This window comes from Endozoicomonas sp. 2B-B (assembly GCF_053470045.1).
Map to the genome: position 1 here is coordinate 6,516,950 of NZ_JBLZMU010000001.1, position 25,032 is coordinate 6,541,981.

Sequence of the window (25,032 nt, forward strand, 5' to 3'; positions counted from 1 at the left end):
TTGTCAAACAGACGCTTCGTAAAAAGGGAGATCCCCGGCAATGCCAACAATCTCACCGTTTCTGATAATGACTTTTTGACCGGGATTCGAGGGCTCCCCCTTGACTGTTATTATAGTTCCGTCTCTTAAGGCCGCACTGCTGGAACCATTGCCATGGTTCGCAGCGATGGTAGCTATGACTTTGCTTCCTCCCGGGATCAGTAATTTGAACTGCTGCCAGATGTTGGTAGTAGCCATATGCTTCTCCGGTTAAAAGTGGCGTTCGAGTTCGATGCTTTGACTGACTCTTCTCGGACTTGTAGTGATGCTGGAAGACAGGCATAGAGCTCTCCACTTACCAGGGACATCCTGCACCTCAACCAACTGTCCTGGTTCAATCAGCCCGGGAGCGTTATTGCTGTCTGTGAGCGGGATCTCCAACGTGATAATACTTTGATGTCCTCCTTTGGCCAGCTCGTTCCTACCGCGCTCGGTGTTTACCTGAGTTTCTGTCAGCCAGTCTTCCAGAATGTCTGGTGCCGGGTTGTCACCTGCAGTGCCCTGGCGTTTAACGTTGACTGCGACACCAGTGTGGGTGCCCGATACATAGACGGCATTGTATTCCGGCTCTGGCCGCCAGCTGGCGCTGAGGTTAATGACCATGCTGGCCGGTACGATCTTGTCCATGGTGGCAGTGTTCCAGCTCCAGGGGCTGGCCGGATAACGGGGTTTGATGTTCAGCTGGTCAGCATCCCTGGAAGGAATGATCACGGCACCTGCTGTGCTGGCCAGTCTAGCGATGACGGTCATGGCGGTTTCGCTCTGGTAGCTGAAGCTGCCACCGGGGATGATCCAGTCGGGTGTGCTGTAATCATCCAGTTCCGGATAAAGTGCAGAGAAGCCGGTGTTGGCGAGCTCTTCAGTGATCGCCTGTTTGGCATTGAGGTTGCTGCTGTTGGACTTGCTGCGCTGGGGTGCGTAGGGTGCTGCCAGCAGCTGTGTACGACTGGTTCCGTATATCGAGTATTTTTCTTGACCGAACGCTCTTGAGCCGGTGTAGCGCTCCACAATGAAGACCCACTTCCAGCCATTGATGTCGACCTCGATCTGTTTGGGGCCATCCTGATCGGGTTCTACTAATGCCAGGCTGCTGGCCCCCCAAAGCTCACCACTGAGTGCCCAGCTGAAGCTATCAATGTCGAGGCTGATGTCCATGTTGCTCATCTCGATCGGTGTCCTGTCGGGCAGTGTCACCACACTGATGGTGTTCATAAGCAGATAAGTCTCTCTGAGTTCTGGTTTTTCGGGTTTTGGCTTTTCGATGACATCGATCTCGCCGCCATAGTCACTGTCGACTGTGTCATCTTTGGCTTTTCTGCCGGGTCCCCATGGGATGATGACGGGTTCATCCTGAGTGCGGTTACTGCTGAAGGCTGACTGCTGCAGAGAGTCTCTTGGTTGGATGGCTTGATTCGGAGCACTCTCACCCAAATTGAAATACACCGCTGGGGTGGTCACTGGTGAGTAGCGTCGAGACTGAAAGTTGAAGTTCAGCAGTGCGGGTGCTGGTATCTGGTAGCCACTGATCGTGATCTGATGCGCTGGTCCGTACTCGTCACTGCGATCAAAGCGCTCAGTGTTCTGCCGATCTCTCTGCTTACCTTCCTGCCACTGTTCAGAGCTTTGCTGCTCTCTTGCCTGAATACTCTGATCCCTGGACTCATGGATGCTTAGATCGTTGGCAGGCGGTTGTTGCCAGAGAACCTGTTGCTGACTCTGGTGATCACAGACTTGCTGGTGACCAATTCTGACTGCTTCCTCCAATTCAGGCACCTTGCCCCAGAACAGTCCTAACTGTGAGGTTTCCAGAGTGTTGGCCTGATGACTACTTTGCTGAACACTGGCCTGAATCGTCATTGAGTGCTGGAACGGTCCCCGGGCAGATATCTGGCAGGCGTTACCTGTCTGCCACTGGCTCTGACAGACACTGACGACAGTGGGCGGTGGAATAAAGGCATAGGTTGGCTGCGGATAAAACTCAAAAAGGGAGGCGGGTTGATAAGCCTCCCGGGTAAAGCTGAAGTCTTGAGTCTTCTCAGGAAAGTAGGCCACTTAACTCTCCGGTACGATCTCGGGTGTCACCGGGCCATGAGCCAGGGGGCGAGTGTAGGGCTTCGCTTTGAACTGAGCGGTGCCAATGGCCTGAACACTGTCATCAAACCACCAGGTGGGTTCGGTGCTGTCACCTATACCGGACACTGTGCAGAGGTAAACATAACCCTGGAAGTCGGCCGGGCGGATAACGTCGCCTACCTCGTAGACCGCATCGCCTTGCCAAACTTCGCCATAGTTATCCGTGGCCACCACAATCACGGCTCCTTCATAGGGGCTGGTGTCCAGTGAGTAGCTGCCGCTGATGCTGTCGCTGAGCACACTGTTCAAAACGGCATGTTTTGTTTCCTGGCTGCCATCGACTGCCAGTTGTGCCTGAGTGATGGCAAAGACCTGGCGAGCTACTGGCAAATCGTCTTCCATAACGGTGCCCTGGATGCGGGTGGTGTTGCCATTGCCAGGGATGATGATGCCACCGGCTCTGCCTGAAGAAGGTGGAGCGTTTGTGTCGGTCCAAACGACGTTGGTGGCGTCGGTGTTAGTCCAGACTAGTTCGTATTCCTGACTGTTTGACTGGCCCTTAATCTTCAGTGGTGCATTGACATCTTCAAAGTCAGAAGTCCAAACTACCCCCGTACTATTAGGGATTAGTGGTGGTGCGACAGGTGGACTATCCCAGTCATCAGTGATGACCAATTTTGAGATCAGCACTCCCTTTGCATTCCCGGTCGCTGTCGTATCTCCGCCCAGAATGACCTGGGTATATCGGTCAAAAATGCTGTACCTCCCGAATTTGGAAGATACGCTTTGGGCGACACCGTTATAGTAAATATTAACTGCATTACTACCACCACCTGAATCTCCCTGAACCACTATTTCAACCAGTTCGTCCATTGGGATGACGTTATCGCAGTATCCTCTCAGCACTAATGTACTGTCTCGGGTGCCGTACACTTTGATCTGGCTATTCTCACAGTAGATTCGGGTCTTATAGCGGGACGGGCTATTGTTGGAATCAGACAAGGCGGTCAGCAACGGGATGTTCTTGTCAGCATTGCTGCTGTCTATATAAATCAAAGCGTAGAAATAAAGCCTCCTGTTTGAGCCAAAATAAATACCTGCATTCTTGTCTGTAACAGGACCTTCCAGCCGACCCAGAGTGTTCTCTTTAGCGAACCATATCCCTGCCATCAGTCAGCATCCCCCCGAATCTGCAGTGTGAACTGATCACTGGTTTCGGTGCCCTGTCCGGCCAGCACAGTTCGACAAATCCACACCGGAGCCAGACAACCGTCTGTATCAAAACGAATAACATTGCCCACAGCCCATCCGGTACCCCAACCCTCAGCTTTGATGGTGAAGTAGGGTGTACCAGTTTCCGGGTTAATCGGTGCGGCATCAGCGGCAGTAGTGGCCGTATCAATAATCCCGAGCTTCTCTTCCACAATCTGGAAGGCGGAGCCGGACGTGAAAATAATGGCCCACTTTCCGAAGATGGCTCCTTTGTTGGTCACCACCAATGGATAGTTAATGGTGTTGTACTGGGCAGTGGTATTATCGCCGATGCGCTCATCGGTCCAGTTGGGATCGCCACCGTCCCAGACTTTCTGACTGAAGAAGTTGTGAACCCTGGCCTGCAGGTCACCATAAACCACAGCACTGCTGACTTGGGTTTCATTGGCTGGTAAGTTCCAGGGCACCGGAGCGATGATGGTGATCTCGCCATTTATCTGCACGTCGCTGGCCACGCTCATATGCTCGACCCGATCCTTGATGGTAAACGGCGCTGTCAGACTGTTGCTCTCTGCATTCTGAAGCAGCAGTGGGTCGGCAAAGGTCACGGTGCCTGCTTCACGATCCGTCGTGTATTGGGCTGGATCGAGGGTTTGGCCCTGGCTGTCCTCCACAGTGATCTCTGCCTGATGATCACGGTTCAGGGTGACCAGTTGGCCCGCTATGGGTGTGCCTGCATCGGTATTCTGGGTGTGGCTGATGACCACAATATCCCCCGGCCGATAAATCGGTACTTGGCCATCGGGTGGCAGCCTTACCGGGTCCAGACCGATCAGCTCGGCATCCAATGGCAGGCTGGTTTCCACAATGCAGTTGTAGCGCACACTCTGTGGAATGACATAGATAGGATCGGTGCCATCGGTGAAGGTCAGCTCACACCAGCCGGTGGTGGCATCCATGGAGCCCTGAACCTCTGAGGTGACGATGTCGCCGTTAAAGTCGGCGCTGGCGGTAATGATCTCGGCATTATCCACACGCACTGCAGTGAGCTGCAGGCTTCCGGTCCGGATGGGTGCACCTGGTGTCCTGAAAGCCACTGCATCGACTTTAAAGCCACCGGAGATGGTGGCAGCTGCTTGCACTGTTGCTGTGTTGACGGTGCCAGAGGGATAGACGGCCAGTGTCGCCACGCCTCCGGTGTAATCTATGGTTCCCACAGATGATCCTGCATTAGTCTGACTGCTGACGTTTTTGTAGAGCACACCGTCACGATCAAAGTAGAGCTCACCGTTCCATTCCAGAATGACGCTGCCGGGCAGTAGTGGGTCTTCAATCAGAGGCAGCAGGTCAATGGTCAGCTCTGGCGTACTCAGGGTATCGGTATTCGCCTGATGGCTGAGGCTGTTGCTCTGGGCCTTGCTGGTAACTGTGCTGCCTGAGAAAACTTCGGTCTTGGTGGTGTTGGTGTAACTCAGTCGGTATTTGTAGACTTCTTTTCTGAGTGTGTATTCTGGGTAGCTGTAGTTCTCTATCGCCTGAAGAGTGAAGTCACCGGTCTGGTAATCAATCGTACCGGCAATATCACGCCAGTTACTGCTGCCATCGTCTGTGTAACTTTTAAATCGCTGAGACGTGGTCTGATAGGTGGTGTAGTCACTGCTGCGACTGCTGGCATGCTGTGGCACATTGCTTTGTCGATCCACCGAAAACTGAACCTGAACGGAACCCGGCAAGAGCGGTGCACCGGAAATGGTGCCTGTTATTAAACCGGAACCATCCACTGCCACATCCACAATACCGCCAGCCACTTCGCCTTCTTCGTACTGAATCTCGATCTCGGTGCCCTGGTCTGGCAAAGCATTCAACACAAAGCCCAGCTCACCCGAGGCGTAGTAGATACTGCCTGATCCATCGCCCGTCAACAGGCCGTTACCCTGATCGGTCAGGGTCTTGGTTTGCTCACTGGCCAGATAGGTGATGACGACACTGCCCGGCTTGATACCTGGCTTCGCAGTGGTGTGCCGAAACGAAAACTTATCCACTGCCACTGAGCCAGTTCGCAGAGTGATTTCGTCATCCGCCTGGGCGATATAACTGAACACCAGCTTGCTGTCGGGATCGGGCAAACCATCCAGAGTCACGGCCACGCTGCCAGTGCTAAAGTCCATAGTGCCTGAGCCTGAACCAGCCAGCAGACCATTGCCCGGATCGCTCAGGTCTTGCCACTTGCCCAGAGAGATATAGCTCACCATCAGGGTGCCAGGCTTGGGCTTGGCCCCGGCAAAGTTGAAGGTATAGTTAAAGCCACGGTTCTGGGAGGTGATGTCCAGGGTGCCACTGATGGCGGCTCCGGTGATGCCAGTGGCAGGCTGGTATAGGGCAGTAGCCGTACTGGTATAGTAACTGCTGTTTCGCCAGACGTTAAGCTCACCACTGTCATAGTCAATGGTCAGGTTGCTGTAGTTATTGGACCCGCTTTTGTGTACCAGCTGGCCAGTTTTGTCGTCTTCGAAGGTGCCACCTTCTAACGACAGAGTCACGGTTCCTGGCAAGGCTCCCGTCTGCAGAAAGGCCCTGCTCTGGTTGCCGGAAAGATGCACAAAAGAAAGGCTGACATTGCGTTGTGCGGCAGAGGTGGCCACCATCCTTTTGGCGGTGTAGCCCCCGTATTGATCGACCACCGGACTTTCAACCCGGGCGCTGGGCACCAGAGGTGAATAAACACTGTTGACCTTCAGGGTCAGATCGCCCTGGTTAATGGCTGCTTTGGTTGGCTGGATGCCGTAGTAGCGAGAGGTGTCTGCAATCTGTGTTGATTGCACTGAGGTCTTCGCTTCACTGGCTCCTTGTCCATCCACTGGCATGACGGTCCCTGCAGGTGTCACAGTGCCACCGGCAAAGCGATCAATCAGGGCCATACTGATTTCCATATCCAGCCGCCGACGTTCAAAGTCGACATAGCTACCTTCGCTGTAGGCATAGGTGAAGGTTTCGATGCGGTGCTCTACTTTGGTGATGCGGACGTACTGCTCTTTTTTACTGTCACCGTTGTACAGTCGATAAACTTCACCAATTTCCGGCAGGGCTTTTTCTTCTCGCTGAATGCCGACAATGCTGCGCTGGCCTACCAGCTGATCACCCAGCAGTTCAAAGCTGGCTGATGTGCCCGGCACCACATAGGCTTCGATCCGGTCCCGGGCAGCATTGCGCTCATCGGTCTGGCTGTCGGTGTTGAACAGCAGCACACTGACATTGTCGTCATCCGGTGCGTCGGTGAGGATGATATGACTGCCCAGATAAGCATCGTTGTTGTCGGTGCTGATGCCGATGTAGGCTTTACGCAGGGCGACATCGCCGATGGTGCGGTCAATCCGGGAGATGTCCTGAAAGAGGTTATTCACATTTCCGTCGATCACCACAGTGCCAGTGGCCCGGCCACCGCCATCCTCCTCGTCACTGAGACGCTGGCTTTCAAAGAGTTTCACATCATCGTTGTTAATGGGCATAGAAATTCCTTTTCTTTAGACGAAAAAAAACCACCCTAATGAGTGGTTTTTATGCTGGAGAAGGATTAAATAAGAATTCAATTACCAGTACGGAGACCCTTCCAAGTCTACTCCCTGCATTCTTATACGCATGGACGTACTCTGCGTAATAACTTTATTTTCAAGCAAAAATGCCATCACTTCTTCAGAGTTTTTATTGGATAAATATTCCAGAGAAAGCCCTTTACCTTTCATCCGATTAACAATTGAAGTGTACCAAACCTTATCCTTTCGAGCCCTTTCTTCGTCTGCATCCGAATTAGGATTTAACCTTGCCTCTGCTAAAGCAGTGTTGATTTCTTCCAGTTCTCTTTCCAACAACGATTTATCTGAAACAGATGTTGCAGTTGGCTGCAAGTTACTCTTTTTGGACTCTGGAGCTTCTTGTTTGGTTTCTTCTGGTTTTCTTTTGCAGGCTTTTTCAACTTTTCGAGATTCCCAAGAAGCATCATTTTCAGGCGCTTCAGACTTCTCGGGTTCAGAAAATGTAACCGACTTTCCCTCTGTTTTCCTTATATCCATCAGCTGACTTCCTTGTTCTGCTAGTCCTGACAGTATAGTTGTCGAGATAACCATTTCATGTGCCTTGAACTACCAATAATCGAAGAGAGAGTTGATAAAAATGATGGTCATCAGGATATGCAGAAGGTAGAACCTGCCTTGCTTCAATTGGGCTACCGTTAGTTCGGTCAAAAATGACAGTAAATTGACGCCCATCAGGAAGTTTCAGAAGCATGCTTTTATTGGCTAATTCACTGAGAGACTGCAGTTCAACGACTGTTGAACGATCTACCCAACCGGCGTCCAAACCTCCCGATAACTCTATGGGTCTACCCGATTGTTTTGACTGCTCCTGAACCAGCAAGCCTCCGGTCAGGCTGCGGTCCTGACTCTGCGCCACCGGATTCCAGTCGAACTCATTGATCCATAACAAATCGTCGGGCAGTATGATGCTATCCAGTGTCATCAGGCAGACCTCATTCCGGCATTTTTCAGAGCTTCCAGCAGTCGTTTTTCATCACCCGGCTTAACGCCAACATCCACCTGGCCGCCCGGGTATTCCAGACGAATGACTTTCTCTGGTGTTCTACTTTGGTTGAGCTGCCGTGGGCTTTGAATGCGTGATTTTTCCTGTTGAGTCAGCTGCTCCCTTTGCTTTTGTACTTTCTCTTGCTGCTGAAGCTCATACTGGCGCTGCTTCTCGGCCCGGATTGATTGGTTGAGCGAGAGCGCCTTCTGCAGATTACTTACCGCCTGAGCGTCTCCGTCTTGCTTGGCAATGGCCAGCTCCAGTTCGAGATCTTTTTTTCGGGCTTCATAGCGGCGTTGCTCGATATCGCCCTGTCTACCCTGGAGGCGGTCCAGTTCATCCTGAAGGCTATCCAGTGTGCCTTGGGTGCTGTCAGACAGCCGTTGCATACTGTCGTTGGCTTGCTCGATGGATTGATTCAAACGATCCAGGTCTTGCTGGTCGAGTAGGTTCAGACTGTCAGCCAGATTCTGACCATCGCTGGCCATCTGTTGGGCAGAGACAGAGCCGTTTTCATAGCTTTGTACCAGGTCTTCCAGGGCGATCTTCTGCTCATAAAATTCAGCTCTTACTGAAGCGGCGTTGGTGGCTGTATCCTTCATCCAGTGTCCGATGCCGGTGGTATCCAGTCCGACATTGGCAGTGGCCAGAGCCTGGACTTCCTCTTTGGTTTCAGCCAGTGTCGCTTTCAGCTGTCCCAGCTCACCCAGAGTGTCAGTGGTATCGATCTGAGTAGCGCCTTGCATGTTGAGGAAAGTGTCTTCTGCCTGTGCACTCAAACCATAGAGCTCAGAGGTGATGTTGTTGTAAAAACCCACTAAACCATTGAGTGTGCCGGATGCACGTTCTGCCCCTTGTGCTTGTTTATCACCGGCCTTATTCGCGGCATCGCCCAATGACCGGGCTGCATCTGCAGCTGAGTGGGCACCGTCTTCCAGCTCGGCCAGTTTCTCTCTGCTGGCTGCCAGTGCTTCGTTGTATTGCTCCTGGGTCAGGGTACCGTCAGCGAAGGCTTGAGACAGTTTCACGGCCAGATCAGCCAGCTCAGTGCGGGTTTCGGCGGCATTGATTTGCTTCAGGGCATCGGCGGCATCGGTAAAGACTTTCTTGGCGGTCTGGCCGGATTCAACGTAGACCGAGTTAAGCTTGACGACATCTTGTTCGACAGATGCTGTCGTTTTTTGGCTTTCATTACGGATGGCTTGCTGGGTACTTTGGCTGGATTGAACAATCGCTTCACCCAGCGACTGCCAGTTGTTGTTAATGTCCTGCACATCTTCTTTTACTGCTTCCCTGAAACCCGCCGACACTGCTTTCAGTGATTCACCAAAGGATTGGAGTTTTTGGGCCGACTCTGTCGCGCCTAATGCATTCAACAGACTGCCCATCCCTCGGGAAACGGATGAGATAACTTCGCTGAACACCAGTCCAAAAGACTTAACAGCCAGGGTAAAACCATTAAACAACAACTGGACAGCATTACCCGTCAGAGTGAAGGTATTGTTGAGACTGGCCAGTGTGGAAGCAATACGCTGGCTGGCAGACTGAATGCTGGCTACCACTCCTTCAAACGTAAGGCCAGTAAAGTTAGCCTTGATCGCCTCACCCATCTGCACAAACGCATCACTGATAGACTGAGCCAGTCGAGACAGACGACCATCTTCAGACATAATACTGATCTGGTCCGAAAGGCTTTTAAGTTGTTCCTTGGCATAAGACAATGCGCCACTCTGGGCCACTTCATCCAGAAAGTTCTGCCAGCTGTCTTTCAGGTTGCTGACGTAACCGGACAGCAGGGACATATTCTCAGCGGCAGCCCCGGCAGAGCTCTTGCCAATTTCCTCGATCAGCAGGGCAATGGTATCCCGACCCAGTTTGCCCGCTGTGGAAAGCTTCTGCAGTTCCTGAACATTTTTACCGGTGGCTTTTTCCAGCAACTCCCAAACCGGAACACCCCGCTCTACCAGTTGCAGGATCTCTTCGCCCTGCAACTTCTGCTTGGCCCAGGCCTGCCCAACCGCCAGGGAAATCCCATTCAGACGCTCCATGCCACCGCCCAGCTTGGAAGCCTGATCCACCATGGCCTGCATACTACCGTCCATGGGATCAAGACCGAACGCCTTTAGTCGTACAAAAGCCTCCGCCACCTGCTCCAGCTGATAAGGGGTTTCACGGGTAAACTGCTTGATCCACTGAATGGCTCGTTCACCCTCAGCCACCGAGCCCATCACAGCATTGAGTTGCACCCTCAAGCGTTCAAACTGATCACCTGTTCCCAGCAATCCCTGGATAGCCCGTTTGACGGTATACAAGCCGACACTGGCAGCCAGCAGAGCTCCCAATCGTTGAGACAAACGCCCCATACTGCCTGATGCCCGATCTGCATCTCGAGATAATTGCCTTATGCCGGAACGTTTAAAGGTGCGGGAGGATGTCTTAGCTTTGGCACCCACTTTCTGCAAAGCTGATGCGGTTTCTTTGAGTTCCTTTTGCAGACGCTGTTGTTGGGTAGTCAGATTCCGATTCGAAAGACCCGCCTGCACCAAACTGCCGCGCAGCTCAGATAACTTCTGGCGCTGAGCCTGGTAAGCCCGGCTGGCCGACACCACCGATTTACGGGCAGACTCCAGGGAACGCTGAAGGGATCGGGAAGGCTTCTCAGTCTGCTGAAACTCTCTGGCCAGTTTCTCGACTCTGGCTTCTGCTTCCCGGTAGGCTATACCAGCACCACGCACCACCGCCGCCTGCTTTTGGAAAGACGACAGCAGGCGATCCTGTTTCTGCAACTCAGAGAGTTTTTGCTTGAGGGTTTGGGCTTCTTTACGGAAGGACTCGAGAGAAGTGGAAGACCGGAGGACGGTTTTCGATAGGGTGTCTTTGGCTTTTAGTACCAGCCTCAGAGCTGACTGCTTGATGTAAGACATAGTCCCCTCCATGGGCATGATGAAAGAAAATTTATGATGTCGAGGGTATACTGCGTATGTATGAACTATCTGATATTTCTGATTTGACTTCTAACTTCTGCTAGCAGACTTAAATTATGATCAAAGAAAACATAAAGAAAGAAATCCTGAAAAGAATCAGTGACGCGGAAAAAGAACATAATGTAAGAGTACTTTATGCAGTCGAATCCGGTAGCCGGGCTTGGGGCTTTGAGTCCCAAAATAGCGATTATGACGTAAGGTTTATTTATGCACATCCAACAGAATGGTATATCTCAGTTGACTTGGAGTTTAAACGTGATGTTATTGAATACGAGATCGTAGATGAAATTGATATTAATGGCTGGGATATCAGAAAAGCCTTACAACTTTACTGGAAATCTAACCCCGCGCTTGTAGAATGGTTACAGTCACCTATCGTTTATTTTGATGATAAAATTTTTGCGGACGGTGCAAGAAAGCTTCTTGATGACATTTATTCTGTAGAGAGAGGAATTTATCACTATCGGAGCATGGCTAAAACAAACTATAGGGGTTACCTAAAAGAAGAAATAGTTCCACTCAAAAAGTATTTTTATGTTCTCCGCCCATTGCTGTCTATTATGTGGCTGGAAAAATACGAAAAACCAGCTCCAATCGAGTTTAATAAGCTTCGAACACTGATTCCCGAAGGTTCAAGCTTGGATAAAGCTATTTCTAACCTTCTAGAAAGAAAAAAGAGAAGTCTTGAAAAGGAGAACGCACCAGCTGTTCCAGAATTAAATTCTTTCATTGAATCAGAGCTTAATCGTTTAGAAAACTATCAAGGTTCTCCAGATATAGATAAATCACATATGGAATCATTAAATTCACTATTTCGTCTAAGTCTGAGCTAATCCTCACTGCGAGAACAAACTTATTAGCAAACGATGCCCATAGGTATCGGCTATTATCATCCTGCCAAATCCAACTGCATAAAAGAACTCAGCCCATTCCCTGAAATCGCCGTATCCGCCAGCACATCGACTTGTAGGGGAATGCTGGCGAAGTCATCCGAGATAAAACCCAGATTCTGTACCGGAGAGAACTTCACCCGATGCACCCGGATATTGAAGGGCAAGCCCTCCTGAGCATCATTCAATCCTTCCATAAACAAGGTAAACTCCCGCCCGGACTCTACGAGTGCTTGAACCATATTAGCCTTGAGCGGGGTGTAACTAACCTTGATGCCCTGGTCATCAATACCTCCACCTTCAATGACCTGAATGCCAGACTTCATCAGTTGGTAGTCATCACCTTCTACCAGTATGGTATCCAGACTGTCTTTTACCGTGATAGCCTGACTCAAATCAGGTAACCGCTGGAAAGGAATCAATTCACCTGCCACACCATAGGTTTCTTGCGCTTCATCAGTCACCGGGGTGATCGCAGCCTCTGTGACACTGCCTCGTAGTGCCAGGGAGATATTGCTGGCGGTAAAATCATGAGCTACCAGATTGGCAGTAATACCCGACACTCGGCTGATAACATTGCGATTGCCACCACCGCCCAGATAGTTTTTCAGCTCTTTACGATCTTCTTCAAAGCTGAAGTTAAACTCACTGACATTGCCGATGGGCAAGAGTGGTGCGGATTTGTCGTAGGGTTGAATATGGATACTGCCTGCGCCGATAAAGCTGCGGTCGATAGTAGACATAGAATTCTCCTTCCTTGAAGAGGATTTAAAAGACGGTTTCGAGGGTTAGGGTGATATCTGCAAAGGACAATTGTCCCTGACTGGGAGCAATATCAAACTGGGTTTCAGAGAAGGTCAGCTTGCGGCAATGTTCTGACAGGGCTTTATCATTGCTCAGGGCTTGGCGAATCGTTCTGGAGAGCTCCAGCAAGGCATAAGTTGCCCGGTCATTGGTCGGCACCACAGCACTGAGATTAAACAGCCACTGATCTTTACGACGGCTGCCCTGTCGTTGTAACTCACTGATCGACTCCAGCTGCACCAGTACGGCTGGCGGCTTCAGACCCTGTTCAATGCCGGTGGCAGCATAGCCCAACAATACCTGATTACACACTGTCTCCAGAACACCTACCAAAAGGCTAACCAGTTGTTGTTCTGGGTTAAGCATGACCGGCTCCGTTGACGATGAAATTCAGTTCTTGCTGCATCAGGGTGGCAAACCGCTCCAGTAAAATGGGCTGAAGCTTTTCCAGTACCTGAATGGCACTGTTCAGGATCGGCAAAGTCTTCTTTTCCAGAGGCAAGCCCATCCACATCATGCGACCGGATTTTTTGGACCGCTGGTATTTATGCCGCCAGTTGGCTTTTCGCCTGAAGACCATAGGGTGTTTAGCGTTCACTGGTTGCATTAAGAAAGCGCCTTCCCAGAAATGCTTGCCGGTTCTGACGCCTTGTTTCGTCTGTCTGGGTCTGCCCAGATAATGAGCCGGTATACCCCAGGCACCGATCCAGATCACCAGACTGTAGCCTTCACTCCCTCGCTCACCCGGTTGCAGGAGATTGACCTTGACCCGGCCCAGCTCTTTCAGCTTCTTTTGAGTAATGCCTTGCTCTCGAGCTAATGCTCTCAGGGTTCGTCGTTCAGCAAACCGGGATAACTTCCTCAATGATCTTCGAATGGCGAGCTGGAGAGTTTCCGGAGTATTCTTGAAGTAATGGATCAACTCGTCAATGCTGTCATCCAGCTCAAGCTCCAGCTTCATGGAGTGACCACCAGTTCATTTGACCATCGCCTTTCAGTTTCCGGTCAATGGTCCATTGTTGTGCTGCAGAGATCACCTCATCACCTCGACTAACTTTTACATCCATGTCCAATGCCAATGTGGTGACCTCTTGCAACACCTGTTCATAAGGACCCGTAGGCACCAGCTCGCGAGTCAGAATGCCCGTCACTTCCAGCCTGCTGTCATCTGACTTTTTCAGTGTGATCACCTCCCCAAAGGTGGCCAGCACCTGCCGATTCAGATCACTTAGCTCATCTTGCATTTGATTACGGCTCTTGGCTTAAGACAGATGGGCAGCGGGTTGGACTGGGTGTGAACCTGCACACCCTTATCGAAGTCGAGAATCTTCTGCTTTGCATACCGTGGCAGACCAATGGTATTCACAGTTTCGATAAAATCCGCCGGAGCAAACCAGGTGCGGAAGATGCCAGTTCCTTCAGGGATTACATAGGCTTCATCCGGTTTAATGAAAGGAATATCGCCCACCTGTCCACGATACTCTTCCCAATCGATATCACCGAACCGGAATCCGGTCTTGGGATCATTGCGCAGTAAAGCGCTGTCCTGATAGCGATGGTAGGCATCTTTGACGTAGTCGTGTCCGACCAGAGCATCATAAAAATCCGCACCACAGAAGGCCCTTAATCCCGTGTAAGGCTGAGCGCCCAGAGCTGTGTCTACCTTCCTGCGCAGAGCCACACACTCTAACCGGATATCCGTTTCAGCCGCACTGAATTTAAAGGTATGGGTTTGCTGGGTGACACCGAATTCCTGAAACAGGTCGTAAATAACACTGGAGCCATCGGCATCGAGAATCTGTCCCTTGATGGCTCCCAGTCGCAAGTGCTCCAGGGTCACTTCATGATTGGCATTCATGGACGACAGTCGATCATTAACCACCGTTTTCACCCCTTCCAAAGCACTCTCAGAACCAAAGGCCCGGACATTGCGCACCTCATCAGCAATGATGGTGGAGTCATAGGGAATATGAGGGATCACAAAACTGCGTACCTTCCGCTTGCCTCCGCGAGCCTGGGCAGCCGGAGCACCGCGCTCGGAAGTGGGCAGCAGGATCAGCTCACCATTCCTTGACTCCACAATGGCCGTGGTGGTGTTAATGCCACTTTCAGTAAACAACCCCAGTTCACCGATACGCCCCGGCTTATAGGGCATATCGTTCAGAGTTGCAGTCAGGCTGGTAAGACTGAAGGCATCGTTGTTAAAAATATCCAGCAAGTTCATCCCTGCTCTCCTGTCCTGAGAATGATATCCAGTGACGACAGCTCCTCAACCGCCGTCGTTTTTTCTTCGTCAGTGATGCCTTCCGGCCAGACCAGTAACTCCTGATCCACTTCTGCCAGTCGGGCAATGATGACGCCCTCGCCGCCTGTGGCATCGGTAATGACATGATCCCAAAGCACTCCAGCCGCCATTTGCAAACCTGTGACAGCTGCCGGATCAATAGGGCCATAAACATCTGTAGAGGTATTCTTGCCAAGAATGGTTCCGGGCAGTAGCGCCAGATCTGGAGCCAGTTCGACCAGCTCGCGGCTGATGCTGTTGTTTCCTTCGGACACGATAAATTCGCCAGCATGCACCGGCTCTGTCATCACAGGCATGGTTCAGTTCCTTTGAGTGAGAAAGGGAAAATTAAGAAAGGGTGAGTGGTTTCAGGCTGCCGATTGACCGTTACGCTTGCGGTAAACGGCCTGGGTATCCACCAGAGGCTGGATTTTTTTATCCTGCTGATTGGGTGTCAGCTGGTTATTGATGCTGTCGTCATCCTGCAAGAGCAGATCAAACAGCTCAGTGCGTACCTGAGCTTCCGTCTTGCCAGACTGGATAAACTGTCCGGCTCGATCTTCACAGTGCGCTGCTGCACACAGGGATTTGATCGTTTCACATTCCGCCAGGCGAGCTTTGACGTCTTCGACACCCTGTTGCTGGCGGACAAAAGTTTCAGCCATTTCCGGGTAACCGGCCTGATTACACAAGGTCATCACTGCCAGGGCATGAGCGCCTTTATCCCCATTTTCAGATTCAGAGTTTGCGGGCTGAGGTGGATGCATAAAGCTGGAAAGATCAAAATGGGCCGCCATTTTTACCGGCGCTTCCACCTCATCAATCAGGCCATGGCCTTGGGCTTCAGTGGCGGTGAACCAGGTCTCCTCATCCATTAGTTTCAGCATGGCTTTCAGATCCAGTTCACAGCGATTGCAGTAGGTCTGGGCAATGACCTCCGTGGTTTTGTCCAACGTATCCGCCATTTTGCGCAGCTCACCGGCATCACCTCCGACCCAGCCGAAAGGATTGTGAATCATTAGCAAGGCATTTTCAGCCATATGTATGGTGTCGCCTGCCATAGCAATGACACTGGCGATACTGGCCGCCAGCCCTTCAATCCGGACATGGATGTTAGCCTTGTGGTAACGCAGGGCGTTGTAAATGGCGACTCCGTCAAACACTGAGCCACCGGGGCTGTTGATCCGAACGGTAATGTCATCCGTGTCCAGATCTTTCAGGCTGCTGACCAGTTGCCGGGCAGATAAGCCTGCCCAATCGCCAATTACATCGTAAATCAGCAACTCCGCCGGTTGGCCGGACTGATTTTTCAACGTGAACCAGGCCCGGTTCTTATTGAGCGGCTTTTTGTTCATCGTTCTCGGGTTCCTCTTCCATGATGGTGTTGTTTATTCCCTGAGTTCTGGGATCACTGTCGTATTGCAGCTCCAGCTCGTCGGCTCGCTGGTTATCTGCTGCGATCTCATCGTCAATTTGTTCGCTGTCGTAGCCTTGTTCAGACACCACTTCCGAGCGAGATTTAAAACCGCTGCGGACTGCCAGATTCTGGGACTGCACATCCTGAACCGGATGAATATAAGCCCAGCCCTGGGGAATCCATTTCACCTTGCGATAGTGCGTTGGGTTTCGATGAAAGTCCGGGGCTGAAATCGCCCCACTGAGTACGGCCAGTTCCAGCCATCGTTTCCAGACCGGGCGACAAAGTTGGAATACCATCAAATTATGCTGGATCTGTTGAATACGACGGCGGAACTCATTAAGCACCACCCGTAAAGCCCGGTCACTGACGCCTTTCATATCGCCGGACAGGATCTCATAAGGCAGGCCAATACCCGCCGACACCGCCATCAGTTGCTGACGGATAAAGTCTGGGTAATTGCTGGCCGCTCCCGGTGGTGTGTTAAACGTTATTTCTTCACCCGGTGACAGCTCCTGCATGGTGCCCGGTTCCATCGCTACCATAGGAACACCTTGCAGGTCATAGACAATGGGCCGACCAGTCAGCGGATCGACCTTTTCCGTTTCCGGAGCCGGTTTGGTGATAAAGCCGGTGAACAGGTTGGCGATTTCCTGCCGAAGCAGCGTGGCATCATCGAATTTGTCCAGGTGATACATTCGAAGCAGTACCTGGCTCAATAAAGGTTGACCACGCAGCTGGCCTGGCCGCAGCAGTTCATAAAGATGCAACACCTGATCGGCAGGCACCCGTCGCAGGTCGGCAGTATCCAGTGTGGTGTAATCCGAAGGATGCTGCTTGTGCATCCAGTAAGCGACACGCTGCCCGATGGCATTAAACTCAATGCCTGCACGGATCTTATGACCCTTTTTCAGATCATCGTGGTAATCCCAGGGGACAAACTCCGCTTCCAGCAATTGCAGCTGCAGCGGCACACTCAAACCATTGCCGGGTTTGCGAGGACGGAAGCGAACAAAGCACTCTCCGGCCTCCAGTACCGAGCGCATGGCCAGAGCCTGCTGGCCATAAAAATCGAGCTGGCCATCGGCATCGGATTCATCGGTCCAGTCCAGAAACAGGGCCTGTAACTCTTTACGAAACCCATCATCCCGGGCTTCTGACTTGGGCTTGATGCCAGTGCCGACAATATTAGCGACCAGCTTTTCCAGCCCGGAAGCGGCCCAGGGATCATTACGAATCGCAGCCCGAGAGCGGTTGATCAGGGTTCCAAGATTTCCGGTCAGTGAATTATTGGGGCCGGTAGAAGGCGCAATCCAACTCTGACTTCTTCGCCCCTGACCTGCCGAGGTATAAGCCAGGTTTTTCAGTTCGGGCAGTAGCCAGCCTGCAATACGTTGTTTCAAGCCCATTCAATCATTCCCGAAAGCTGTGCTAATGTAAAAATCACTATGAAAAAGAAAACAGACACCGACTGGAAACGCTTGGAAGCAATGTCAGATGAAGACATTGACACCTCTGATATCCCTGAGCTGGGCGATTATTTCTTTGATCACGCTGAACAACATTCCTTCCATGATGAACCGCTGACTTGGAGGCAAAGGTTCTGCCTTTCACTTCGCCTATGGTTTATGTGGCTACCAGCTCTCATTGTATTTTTAGGAACCTGCTACTTTTTGTGGGCCGAATCCACATTATGGTTAACAGACCCCATACTGGCTTTTGCTTGTGCAGCCTTCATAGCTCTTTTTGCCACCGTCATTTGGTTTTGTATCCTTTTCGGCTTGGGAAATTAAATACCCTTTGACGAATAGACCCCATATTGCCGGGGTCGCTTCTGTTGCTTAATCAATTCCCGCTCAATGGCCTGCAGTCGCCTTTCCATTTCTGAGAAGCTGGCATACTCCACCTTGCGACCTTCAAATTCCACTGTGCGGGTTTCTCTTAGTAATACCGCACGCTTCAGGGCTTTATATTCAGCATCCGTAATCATTGGCTACCCATTCAGATAAGAGCTGCGAGAGAATCGTCGGGATCGGGCTTGAGTGAAAGCGTCGGGTTCAGAGTCATCAACCATAACTTCCGGCTCTGGACGTTGAGCGGCCAGTTGCTCCAGATTCAATCCACGGTGTTGCTGCAGAATACGCACCGCAGTCAGGGCATAAACCCGACAGTCCAAAGCTTCATTCCGCTTCTTGCGGGCATCCCATTCAAAGTAAGCGACCCCGTGTTTGTATTTGCGCACCTTTTCTTCTGCCGTAGCCTGTTTGAAGTAGTCTTCATCAAAGCTGTCCTTCACCGGCCAGTGGCAGTAACCTGCACCAGGCTCCAGAATTCGGTAACGCTGATAGATCAGTTCTTTGGCCGTGTCTGTACCCACCAGAGTCAGGTAGACACCTTTCTTGTTGCGAGTTTTCGGGAAGGTAGCGATGGGTTTGCCAGACTGGGAAGCCCCCTTGATTGGAATCAGCCAGTCGGCCCCCTGCTTACGGGAAAAGGCATACACCTCATCGGTAAAGTGACCACCGGAGTCCATACAAATCTGGGCGAGGTTCATCAATACCCCATCCTGCCGCCGATAAGTCGTCCTCAGTTTATCTGCCAGAATCTTCCAGATTTCCGGGCGACTCAGATCGCCATAGAGCCGGATGTAATCAATAGACCAGCTCTCTTCACCGGCACCCCAGCCCACTACTTCATACTCCACTCGGTCATCTTGAACATCGATACCGCAGGTCAGCACTTCTACTGGCCAAGGTACTTCAGCAACATAGTGCTCACGACGCTGGTAAAGTAATTCGTAATCGACGGTTTCTCCGGCTTCCTGCCAGGTCTGGCCCAACACGGTATTGGTCCAGTCTTTCAAGAGAACCGGATCATCTTTGGCTGCCAGAAAATCTGCCACGGCATCTTTCCAGCTGTACCAGCCATTAGGGCTGTACAGTGAATTCAGATGGTAGCCCCGTATTTTGCCATCACTCTCTGGATTCTGAGGCTCCCACTGCCCATTCTCCAGTAATTTGGGTTTGTCATGTTCCTGCATTTGGTTCTGACACTGGATGCATTCAAAACAAGCCGTTTCCGGGTTCTGGTTTTCAAACTTTATTTGCTGCCACTCAATAGGCTGCATGTGCCCACAGTTCAAACAAGGCACGTAGTATTGCCGCTGGTCGCTGGCCTGATAGGCCGATTCAACCTTGCTGGCCCCGGCAATATTGGGTGTCGACACCATCAGGATTTTTCGATTACGGGAAAACGTCGCCGTCCGTTTAATGGCCAGATTAATAGGACTGCCTTCCCCATCCACATCATCTTCATAAGCATCTATTTCATCCAGAAAAAGAAAACGGGCAGGCATGGAGCGCAACCCTGTGGCGGAGTTGGCTCCGGTGATGATCAGTACACCGTTAGGAAACTCCTTCACCATTTGAGTATTGCCAGAATCCCGGGAACGAGGGTCTTTCACCCGCTCCCGCAAGATCGGCATCTCTTCAATCATCGGCGCTATGCGCTGCTTGGAGGTTCTCTTGGCCATATCCAACGTCGGCAGCACATACATCATGGGACCGGGCGTATGATGGATCACATAGCCCAGCCAATTATTGCCACATTCGGTGCCACCGACCTGTGCACCTTTCATAAAAACGACACGTTCCACATCCGAAGAGGGTGACAGGCAATCCATAATTTCTTTGAGGTAAGGTGTCCGAGCGGTTCGCCAGCGACCGGCTTCTTTGGCCGCTTTCATGGGCAGAATGCGGTATTCATCGGCCCACTCTGAAACGGTCAGTCGTGTGTCAGGTTTCAGACCTGCAAAAAAACCATCCAGATAAGGTGAATTCATGGGCCACTCAGCTCAGAAAGGATTGCTTCCAGTTCATTCATCAACAGCTGTCGTACTTTACGAGGATCGGTTTCTGCCGCCAAGACATCCGCTTGTCGATCCGGGATGCCCAACAAAGCATCCCTCAGCATTCGTCCCGCCCGGTATGCATCTTCTCGAACTTTGCTGGCTTCGGTGAGCTTTCCGGCCTTTTCCTCGTACTCCATCTTCGCCATCTTGGCCCTGAAAGCTTCCCGCATGGTTCGAGCCGTAACGAAATCCACCGCCTGTCTTGAATCAGTGGGGACCACTGGCAGGGTATCTCGGGAAGCAGGTTTTCTCAGCACAGTCGAGGGCTCAGCCTGGGCCTGGATGGCCTTCAGGGCCTCATCCGGGTTGACCTTGCCCTTGTGCAGACGAATCTTGCCGGACTTGACCAATTTGGCCACATATTGGCGGCTCCAGCCTTGACGTTTGGCGAATTCTGATTGCGAGATGAGTGTCATAGCGATCTGTATAACCTCCTCTGTCCCGCTTTGGCCGGATGCGCCCTCCTTTTTCCGACAAGCTATTGATTATTAATAGTTTTTTCCTTGATAACCACCGGTTATAGAGCCTTACTGTACATAACGCAAACAAGCATCAAAAAGGAAACAGGCCATGAATAAGAAGACCGAACAAGCCCTGGAAACCATCGCCCAAAAGACCCTGCTAATGGACACCCTCAAAACCCGAAACACCTCGGAAGACTTCGAGGAAGTCGCCGTCTGGCAAGTCAGAAAGGCTTTGGAACAGGCTTATCAATTGGGCCTGAAACAAGGCCAAAAACAATAACCCCAAAAGGAGAAGCACCATGAAAACAACAAAACTCACTGCTACCCAAGAGACTGTTCTGAAGCAAGCCGCTGAGACAGGAACCCTTGACGCTTCCGAGCTCACCCTGAAAGGAGGTGCCCGGAAGAAAGTGCTGGACAGTCTGACCAGCAAAGGCTTTCTGATCCCCATGAAAAAGGCTGACACCTACGACATCAGCCCTCAGGGCAAGACGGCTATCGGCCTCCCGGTAGACGACCAACCCGCCCAGAAAGGCAAGATCCGCACCGGTACCAAACTCCACAGGGTGATTGAGCTGCTGAGCCGACCCGAAGGCGCTGAGATCCACGAAATCATGCGCGAGACCGGATGGCAACAGCACACGGTTCGCGGCACTCTGGCCGGAGCCTTAAAAAAACGACTGGGACTGACCATTGAATCAGAGAAGCCTGAAGGCAAGGATCGCATTTACCGGATCACCGCCGGACTGGAAGCGCTCTTTCAGGGTGAGACTGCATAAGTAACCGCTCTCACATTGCAAGGCGGCTGGCTGACGGCCGCTATTGCTCCATTCTACTGGCCATTGAACTCAAGTTTTAGTGGTACCTCAAATCTGTCAACCAGGTTGACAACCCTGGCCGCAAAGGCTGACAGTTTGGTTGACAAAATCCCTGGCTGGTTGACACCGGAAAGCCTCGCCATTACTGGGCTGAAGCCCAATCTGTCAACCTGAGTGTCAACCCCGATTTTCACTCTGTCGCTGGCGCTATTCCGCGCTGATGCATACCCGCACTAGAAGACGCCTCCCAGGGACCCCGGAAAAGCCGTCAGAAGATGTTTATCAAGCGTTCTCTTCGATCCCGAGACGCTCCCTGTATTTAAAAAGAAGCTCTCAGAGCGGCTTAAATTAAGCCTCAGCCTTTCCATGTTCTTGTCACCTTTCTTCCTTTAGCAAACACAACTACCACTGAACTTATTTGTAGATTTATTGTCAAAAGTTACCGATACAGGCAATGAGGAAACAGGGATGATCTCAAGCATTGATACAATGGTTAAACCACTCCAAAACAAACAGCTATCAACGGAGCTTTTAGAGCGAGCCAAATACAAAGGCTTTCGTGTTGAAGCTATCAAAGGTCTTTCTGATGAATCCTATTCTGTTAACTTTGGAAGGTCTGAAAACTACAAGATTCCACGATCTCATAGGACTTTCATGAAAACTTTTCTTCGTGATACCCAATCACAAAGGATTTCGGATAGATATAAAGATGACGTGATATTTGAATTACACAGCATTAGAAATAGAAAGCTGGCCGGTTTCGTTTCTTTAAAAAAGACAGCAGACTGTAAGCCTTCTGAGCTTTGGCTGAGCAAGCTTGCTGTCACTCCCAGTTTCCAGGGTAAAAAGCTGGGTTCATACCTTTGTGACTGCGCTATGGATTACGCAAAAAATGCAAATATCTCAACACTGAAGCTACTGGCAGCAAGAGATGTTGTTGGCTTCTACCAAAAAAAAGGCATGAAAGTAGTGGCTGGCGGTTGTTCATCCTTGTCAGAGGTACACGCTTATATCAAGCCTGTATCGAAAATAGAAACCTCTGCTTCATCCTATTTGGACTTACACATCCCAACTAACCGAACGACCAGACACGTTCCATTAAAAGAACTCAGTTAGTGTTTAATTGTGCTGACCACCTTTTCCAGTCCCCGGCTGGCTATGTATCCGCCAATACCCATCTGGATAATGCTGAACAGTTTCAGTTCCACTGTCTCAGTTAGATTCGGTGCTGACCAACCCATCCAGCGACACACGACTAATGCCGTAAAGACCAGCATCACCATGGGTCGCCAGTTCCTTTGCAGCCAGCTTTCACCCTGAGCTTCGGCTTTAACAACGCCAGCCTTTTGCTCCAGTTCATTCAGCTCACCGTTGAGCAGCATCTTGCTCAATTCCGCTCTGGCTTCCCTGGCTTTGTTAGCATCAGGAAAAAGCTTGTCGATGACCTTCCCGATCACCGGGATGGCAGCCACCAGACTCACCGTTTGCCTCCCAGCAGTCCTTCCTGTCTGAGCCACTGGTGCACATCAAAGTTGGGACAGGTCTTCACCTTACTAAAGTGATGATGACCATGCACGACAGCGTTTGAATAAATAGATTGATGGCCAGCCACCAGAAGCTTCAGCACTCGCTTCTGTTCCGGAGTGAAGTTATCTTCTGGCTCATTGTGTTCATTCAGGCCACCCACCAAACAGATACCCACACTTTCATGGTTGTGGTATTTCACATGAGCACCCCAGTCTTCAATGGGACGACCCTGCTTTACGGAACCATCCCTCTCAATCACCCAATGGTAACCAATATCGAGAAAGGCCCGCTCCATGGTGTGCCAACGTTTGATGTCGTCAAAAGTAACGTGTTGGTTGGCTCGGGTGTCCGAGCAATGAACGACGATGTAATTAGTTTCCTTACGCTTGCCCATGACTCATCCCCTGAGTTTATGTTTTAAGAAAGTAAGCCAACAGGCCAATAGCAGCAGTCAGCACGATCCAACCGAAGCGCTCGATATAGCCCAGCATCACACCCCGGCGACTGGCCTGAAACTCCAGTTTTCGGATGCGTTTCTCCTGCTCGTCCAGGCGTTCATCCTGACGGGTAAGGTTGTTGGTCTGGTGAGTGATTCGTTCCTCGATCATGGACAGACGGGAAACGGCATCGCTCAGTTTGTCGAGCTTGGAATCAATCTGATCCAGTCGCCTTGAAAGTTCTTCCATGTCTTTCTTCTCTGGTTTGTTCAAAGGTCAGATGATTGGATTCAAGATAGGCCTCCTTGCCTGTGTACTCCTCCCATCGACGCACGATGACATCCACGTATTTGGGGTCCAGTTCGGTGAGCCGGGCACTGCGGTGTGACTTTTCGCAGGCAATCAGTGTGGAGCCGGAACCGCCAAACAGATCCAGCACAATGTCGTGGGTTTTGGAAGAGTTGCGAATAGCTCGCTCTACCAGCTCGACGGGTTTCATAGTGGGATGAAGGTCATTCCTGGCAGGCTTGCTGAAGAACCAGACATCACCCTGATCTCTGGCTCCACACCAGAAATGTTCGTTGCCTTCCTTCCAGCCGTAGAGGATTGGCTCATACTGTCGCTGATAATCGGAGCGCCCCAGGGTGAAGGTGTTCTTGGCCCAGATGATAAACGTGGACCACTTGCCACCGGCTTCCCGGAAAGCTTTCTGGAGCGTATCCAGTTCAGACGACGACATGCAGATATAAATCGCCCCCTTGCAGACTCCGAGCAGGTTGGTCATGGCGGCCAGCAGGAAAGCGTGGAACTCAGAGCCGAGATTGTCGTTTTTGATCCGGCGATCTTTTTTGGCTTGGGTGTTTTTCTCGGGATTGGCGTAGTCGACGTTGTAAGGTGGATCGGTGAACACCATATCCGCCAGCTGGCCTGCCATCAGGGTTTCCACATCGGCCTGTTCGGTAGCACTGCCGCACAGCACACGGTGATTTCCCAGAATCCAGACATCACCCAGCTGGCTGACGGGATGCTCTTCCGGTTCAGGAATTTCATCATCATCGGTCTGCCCTTCTGGTTCGTCCACCAGCAACAGACCTTCCAACTCCTCATCGGAAAAGCCCATCAGGTCCAGGTCAAAATCCAGGGCATCCAGTTCTGCCAGTTCCTGCTTGAGCAGTGCTTCGTCCCAGCCTGAGTTGGCCGTGATCTGGTTGTCGGCAATGATCAGCGCCCTGCGCTGGGTTTCACTCAAGTGCCCCAACACAATCACCGGCACGGTTTCCATACCCAGCTGCTTCGCCGCCATCAGACGACCATGACCGGCTACGATGACATCGTCACTGCCCACCAGCACCGGATTGACAAACCCGAACTCCTCGATGGACCGGGCAATCTGGTCCACCTGCTCATCGGAGTGAGTGCGAGCGTTGTTGGCGTAGGGCACCAGGGTGGCGACGGGGCGATGTTCTATGGCTTCGACAAGGATTCTGGCCATGGTTCTTCCGTGATTTCCAGACGTAAAAAAACCTCAGACCGGGGAGGTGTGAGGTTCAGGTGCACTTCGCTTCGAGCTTAGCGTTAATTCTTGTCAAATTTGGCAA

General features: G+C 51.4%; 27 protein-coding genes. 5 read left to right on the forward strand and 22 right to left on the reverse strand.

The genetic code is table 11. The features are described from left to right. Window positions 1-3: 3 nt before the first annotated feature. The 7 genes from ACOMHB_RS23105 to ACOMHB_RS23135 form a co-directional block, all read right to left on the reverse strand. Window positions 4-237: a hypothetical protein gene (locus ACOMHB_RS23105; RefSeq protein ID WP_448218394.1), complete on the reverse strand. Its 234-nt coding sequence runs from the start codon at window positions 235-237 to the stop codon at window positions 4-6. Window positions 238-249: 12 nt separating this feature from the next. Continuing rightward, window positions 250-2,091 carry a hypothetical protein gene (locus tag ACOMHB_RS23110; protein ID WP_448218395.1) on the reverse strand — a complete coding sequence of 614 codons (1,842 nt, stop codon included), beginning with the start codon at window positions 2,089-2,091 and terminating at the stop codon, window positions 250-252. Continuing rightward, window positions 2,092-3,282: a hypothetical protein gene (locus ACOMHB_RS23115; RefSeq protein WP_448218396.1), complete on the reverse strand. Its 1,191-nt coding sequence runs from the start codon at window positions 3,280-3,282 to the stop codon at window positions 2,092-2,094. Continuing rightward, window positions 3,282-6,830, reverse strand: a complete 3,549-nt coding sequence (locus ACOMHB_RS23120) for a hypothetical protein (protein WP_448218397.1) — start codon at window positions 6,828-6,830, stop codon at window positions 3,282-3,284. Before ACOMHB_RS23120 ends, ACOMHB_RS23115 begins: the two co-directional genes overlap by 1 nt. A gap of 81 nt (window positions 6,831-6,911) precedes the next feature. Further along, window positions 6,912-7,391: a hypothetical protein gene (locus ACOMHB_RS23125; protein WP_448218398.1), complete on the reverse strand. Its 480-nt coding sequence runs from the start codon at window positions 7,389-7,391 to the stop codon at window positions 6,912-6,914. Between the two features lie 55 nt (window positions 7,392-7,446). Continuing rightward, complete coding sequence (locus ACOMHB_RS23130) at window positions 7,447-7,836, reverse strand: hypothetical protein (protein WP_448218399.1); 390 nt, start codon at window positions 7,834-7,836, stop codon at window positions 7,447-7,449. Continuing rightward, window positions 7,836-10,823, reverse strand: a complete 2,988-nt coding sequence (locus ACOMHB_RS23135) for a tape measure protein (protein WP_448218400.1) — start codon at window positions 10,821-10,823, stop codon at window positions 7,836-7,838. The genes ACOMHB_RS23130 and ACOMHB_RS23135 overlap by 1 nt, the downstream gene beginning before the upstream one ends. Before the next feature lie 116 nt (window positions 10,824-10,939). Between ACOMHB_RS23135 and ACOMHB_RS23140 the strand changes: the two genes are divergently transcribed. Next, on the forward strand, window positions 10,940-11,716 hold the full coding sequence (locus ACOMHB_RS23140; RefSeq protein WP_448218401.1) for a nucleotidyltransferase domain-containing protein: 777 nt from the start codon (window positions 10,940-10,942) through the stop codon (window positions 11,714-11,716). 56 nt (window positions 11,717-11,772) lie between these two features. Here the strand turns inward: ACOMHB_RS23140 and ACOMHB_RS23145 are convergent, their stop codons facing one another. The 8 genes from ACOMHB_RS23145 to ACOMHB_RS23180 are packed head-to-tail and all read right to left on the reverse strand — an operon-like array spanning window position 11,773 to window position 17,687. Beyond that, complete coding sequence (locus tag ACOMHB_RS23145) at window positions 11,773-12,516, reverse strand: phage tail tube protein (protein ID WP_448218402.1); 744 nt, start codon at window positions 12,514-12,516, stop codon at window positions 11,773-11,775. Between the two features lie 25 nt (window positions 12,517-12,541). Further along, a complete protein-coding gene (locus tag ACOMHB_RS23150; protein WP_448218403.1) occupies window positions 12,542-12,943 on the reverse strand; it encodes a hypothetical protein in 402 nt (133 codons plus the stop codon). Next, on the reverse strand, window positions 12,936-13,538 hold the full coding sequence (locus tag ACOMHB_RS23155) for a hypothetical protein (protein ID WP_448218404.1): 603 nt from the start codon (window positions 13,536-13,538) through the stop codon (window positions 12,936-12,938). Before ACOMHB_RS23155 ends, ACOMHB_RS23150 begins: the two co-directional genes overlap by 8 nt. Then, a complete protein-coding gene (locus ACOMHB_RS23160; protein ID WP_448218405.1) occupies window positions 13,522-13,821 on the reverse strand; it encodes a hypothetical protein in 300 nt (99 codons plus the stop codon). Before ACOMHB_RS23160 ends, ACOMHB_RS23155 begins: the two co-directional genes overlap by 17 nt. After that, a complete protein-coding gene (locus ACOMHB_RS23165; protein WP_448218406.1) occupies window positions 13,806-14,801 on the reverse strand; it encodes a major capsid protein in 996 nt (331 codons plus the stop codon). The genes ACOMHB_RS23160 and ACOMHB_RS23165 overlap by 16 nt, the downstream gene beginning before the upstream one ends. After that, window positions 14,798-15,178, reverse strand: coding sequence for a head decoration protein (locus ACOMHB_RS23170; protein ID WP_422137686.1), 381 nt, complete (start codon window positions 15,176-15,178; stop codon window positions 14,798-14,800). Before ACOMHB_RS23170 ends, ACOMHB_RS23165 begins: the two co-directional genes overlap by 4 nt. A 51-nt stretch (window positions 15,179-15,229) precedes the next feature. Further along, window positions 15,230-16,216, reverse strand: coding sequence for a head maturation protease, ClpP-related (locus ACOMHB_RS23175; protein ID WP_448218407.1), 987 nt, complete (start codon window positions 16,214-16,216; stop codon window positions 15,230-15,232). Then, window positions 16,194-17,687, reverse strand: a complete 1,494-nt coding sequence (locus tag ACOMHB_RS23180; RefSeq protein ID WP_448218408.1) for a phage portal protein — start codon at window positions 17,685-17,687, stop codon at window positions 16,194-16,196. Before ACOMHB_RS23180 ends, ACOMHB_RS23175 begins: the two co-directional genes overlap by 23 nt. Before the next feature lie 39 nt (window positions 17,688-17,726). On the opposite strand from ACOMHB_RS23180, the gene ACOMHB_RS23185 reads away from it, so the two are divergent. Then, window positions 17,727-18,071 (forward strand): hypothetical protein, encoded by a 345-nt coding sequence (locus ACOMHB_RS23185; protein WP_257287963.1) that lies wholly within the window; start codon window positions 17,727-17,729, stop codon window positions 18,069-18,071. Here the strand turns inward: ACOMHB_RS23185 and ACOMHB_RS23190 are convergent. From ACOMHB_RS23190 to ACOMHB_RS23200, 3 genes are read right to left on the reverse strand one after another with little or no spacing between them, the layout of a single operon-like run. Further along, window positions 18,068-18,268 carry a phage head-tail joining protein gene (locus tag ACOMHB_RS23190; protein ID WP_317146038.1) on the reverse strand — a complete coding sequence of 67 codons (201 nt, stop codon included), beginning with the start codon at window positions 18,266-18,268 and terminating at the stop codon, window positions 18,068-18,070. The two genes, ACOMHB_RS23185 and ACOMHB_RS23190, sit on opposite strands and share 4 nt — an antisense overlap. 3 nt (window positions 18,269-18,271) lie before the next feature. Further along, a complete protein-coding gene (locus ACOMHB_RS23195) occupies window positions 18,272-20,119 on the reverse strand; it encodes a phage terminase large subunit family protein (protein ID WP_448218409.1) in 1,848 nt (615 codons plus the stop codon). Continuing rightward, the gene (locus tag ACOMHB_RS23200; RefSeq protein ID WP_448218410.1) at window positions 20,116-20,604 is read right to left on the reverse strand and encodes a hypothetical protein; all 489 of its coding nucleotides are present in this window, start codon (window positions 20,602-20,604) and stop codon (window positions 20,116-20,118) included. Before ACOMHB_RS23200 ends, ACOMHB_RS23195 begins: the two co-directional genes overlap by 4 nt. Before the next feature lie 154 nt (window positions 20,605-20,758). Between ACOMHB_RS23200 and ACOMHB_RS23205 the strand changes: the two genes are divergently transcribed. From ACOMHB_RS23205 to ACOMHB_RS23215, 3 genes are all read left to right on the forward strand, one after another. Further along, window positions 20,759-20,932 (forward strand): DUF6900 domain-containing protein, encoded by a 174-nt coding sequence (locus ACOMHB_RS23205; protein WP_257287957.1) that lies wholly within the window; start codon window positions 20,759-20,761, stop codon window positions 20,930-20,932. A gap of 19 nt (window positions 20,933-20,951) precedes the next feature. After that, on the forward strand, window positions 20,952-21,431 hold the full coding sequence (locus ACOMHB_RS23210; protein WP_448218411.1) for a DUF3489 domain-containing protein: 480 nt from the start codon (window positions 20,952-20,954) through the stop codon (window positions 21,429-21,431). Window positions 21,432-21,938: 507 nt separating this feature from the next. Next, window positions 21,939-22,586, forward strand: a complete 648-nt coding sequence (locus ACOMHB_RS23215) for a GNAT family N-acetyltransferase (RefSeq protein WP_448218412.1) — start codon at window positions 21,939-21,941, stop codon at window positions 22,584-22,586. Here the strand turns inward: ACOMHB_RS23215 and ACOMHB_RS23220 are convergent. Genes ACOMHB_RS23220 through ACOMHB_RS23235 form a run of 4 tightly spaced genes read right to left on the reverse strand, consistent with a single transcriptional unit; the run spans window position 22,583 to window position 24,926 of the window. Beyond that, window positions 22,583-22,951: a 3TM-type holin gene (locus tag ACOMHB_RS23220; protein ID WP_448218413.1), complete on the reverse strand. Its 369-nt coding sequence runs from the start codon at window positions 22,949-22,951 to the stop codon at window positions 22,583-22,585. The genes ACOMHB_RS23215 and ACOMHB_RS23220 overlap by 4 nt on opposite strands. Next, window positions 22,948-23,391: an N-acetylmuramoyl-L-alanine amidase gene (locus tag ACOMHB_RS23225; protein WP_448218414.1), complete on the reverse strand. Its 444-nt coding sequence runs from the start codon at window positions 23,389-23,391 to the stop codon at window positions 22,948-22,950. Before ACOMHB_RS23225 ends, ACOMHB_RS23220 begins: the two co-directional genes overlap by 4 nt. Window positions 23,392-23,407: 16 nt before the next feature. Next, complete coding sequence (locus ACOMHB_RS23230) at window positions 23,408-23,683, reverse strand: flagellin (RefSeq protein ID WP_257276409.1); 276 nt, start codon at window positions 23,681-23,683, stop codon at window positions 23,408-23,410. Next, on the reverse strand, window positions 23,649-24,926 hold the full coding sequence (locus ACOMHB_RS23235; RefSeq protein ID WP_448218415.1) for a site-specific DNA-methyltransferase: 1,278 nt from the start codon (window positions 24,924-24,926) through the stop codon (window positions 23,649-23,651). Before ACOMHB_RS23235 ends, ACOMHB_RS23230 begins: the two co-directional genes overlap by 35 nt. Window positions 24,927-25,032: the final 106 nt, after the last annotated feature.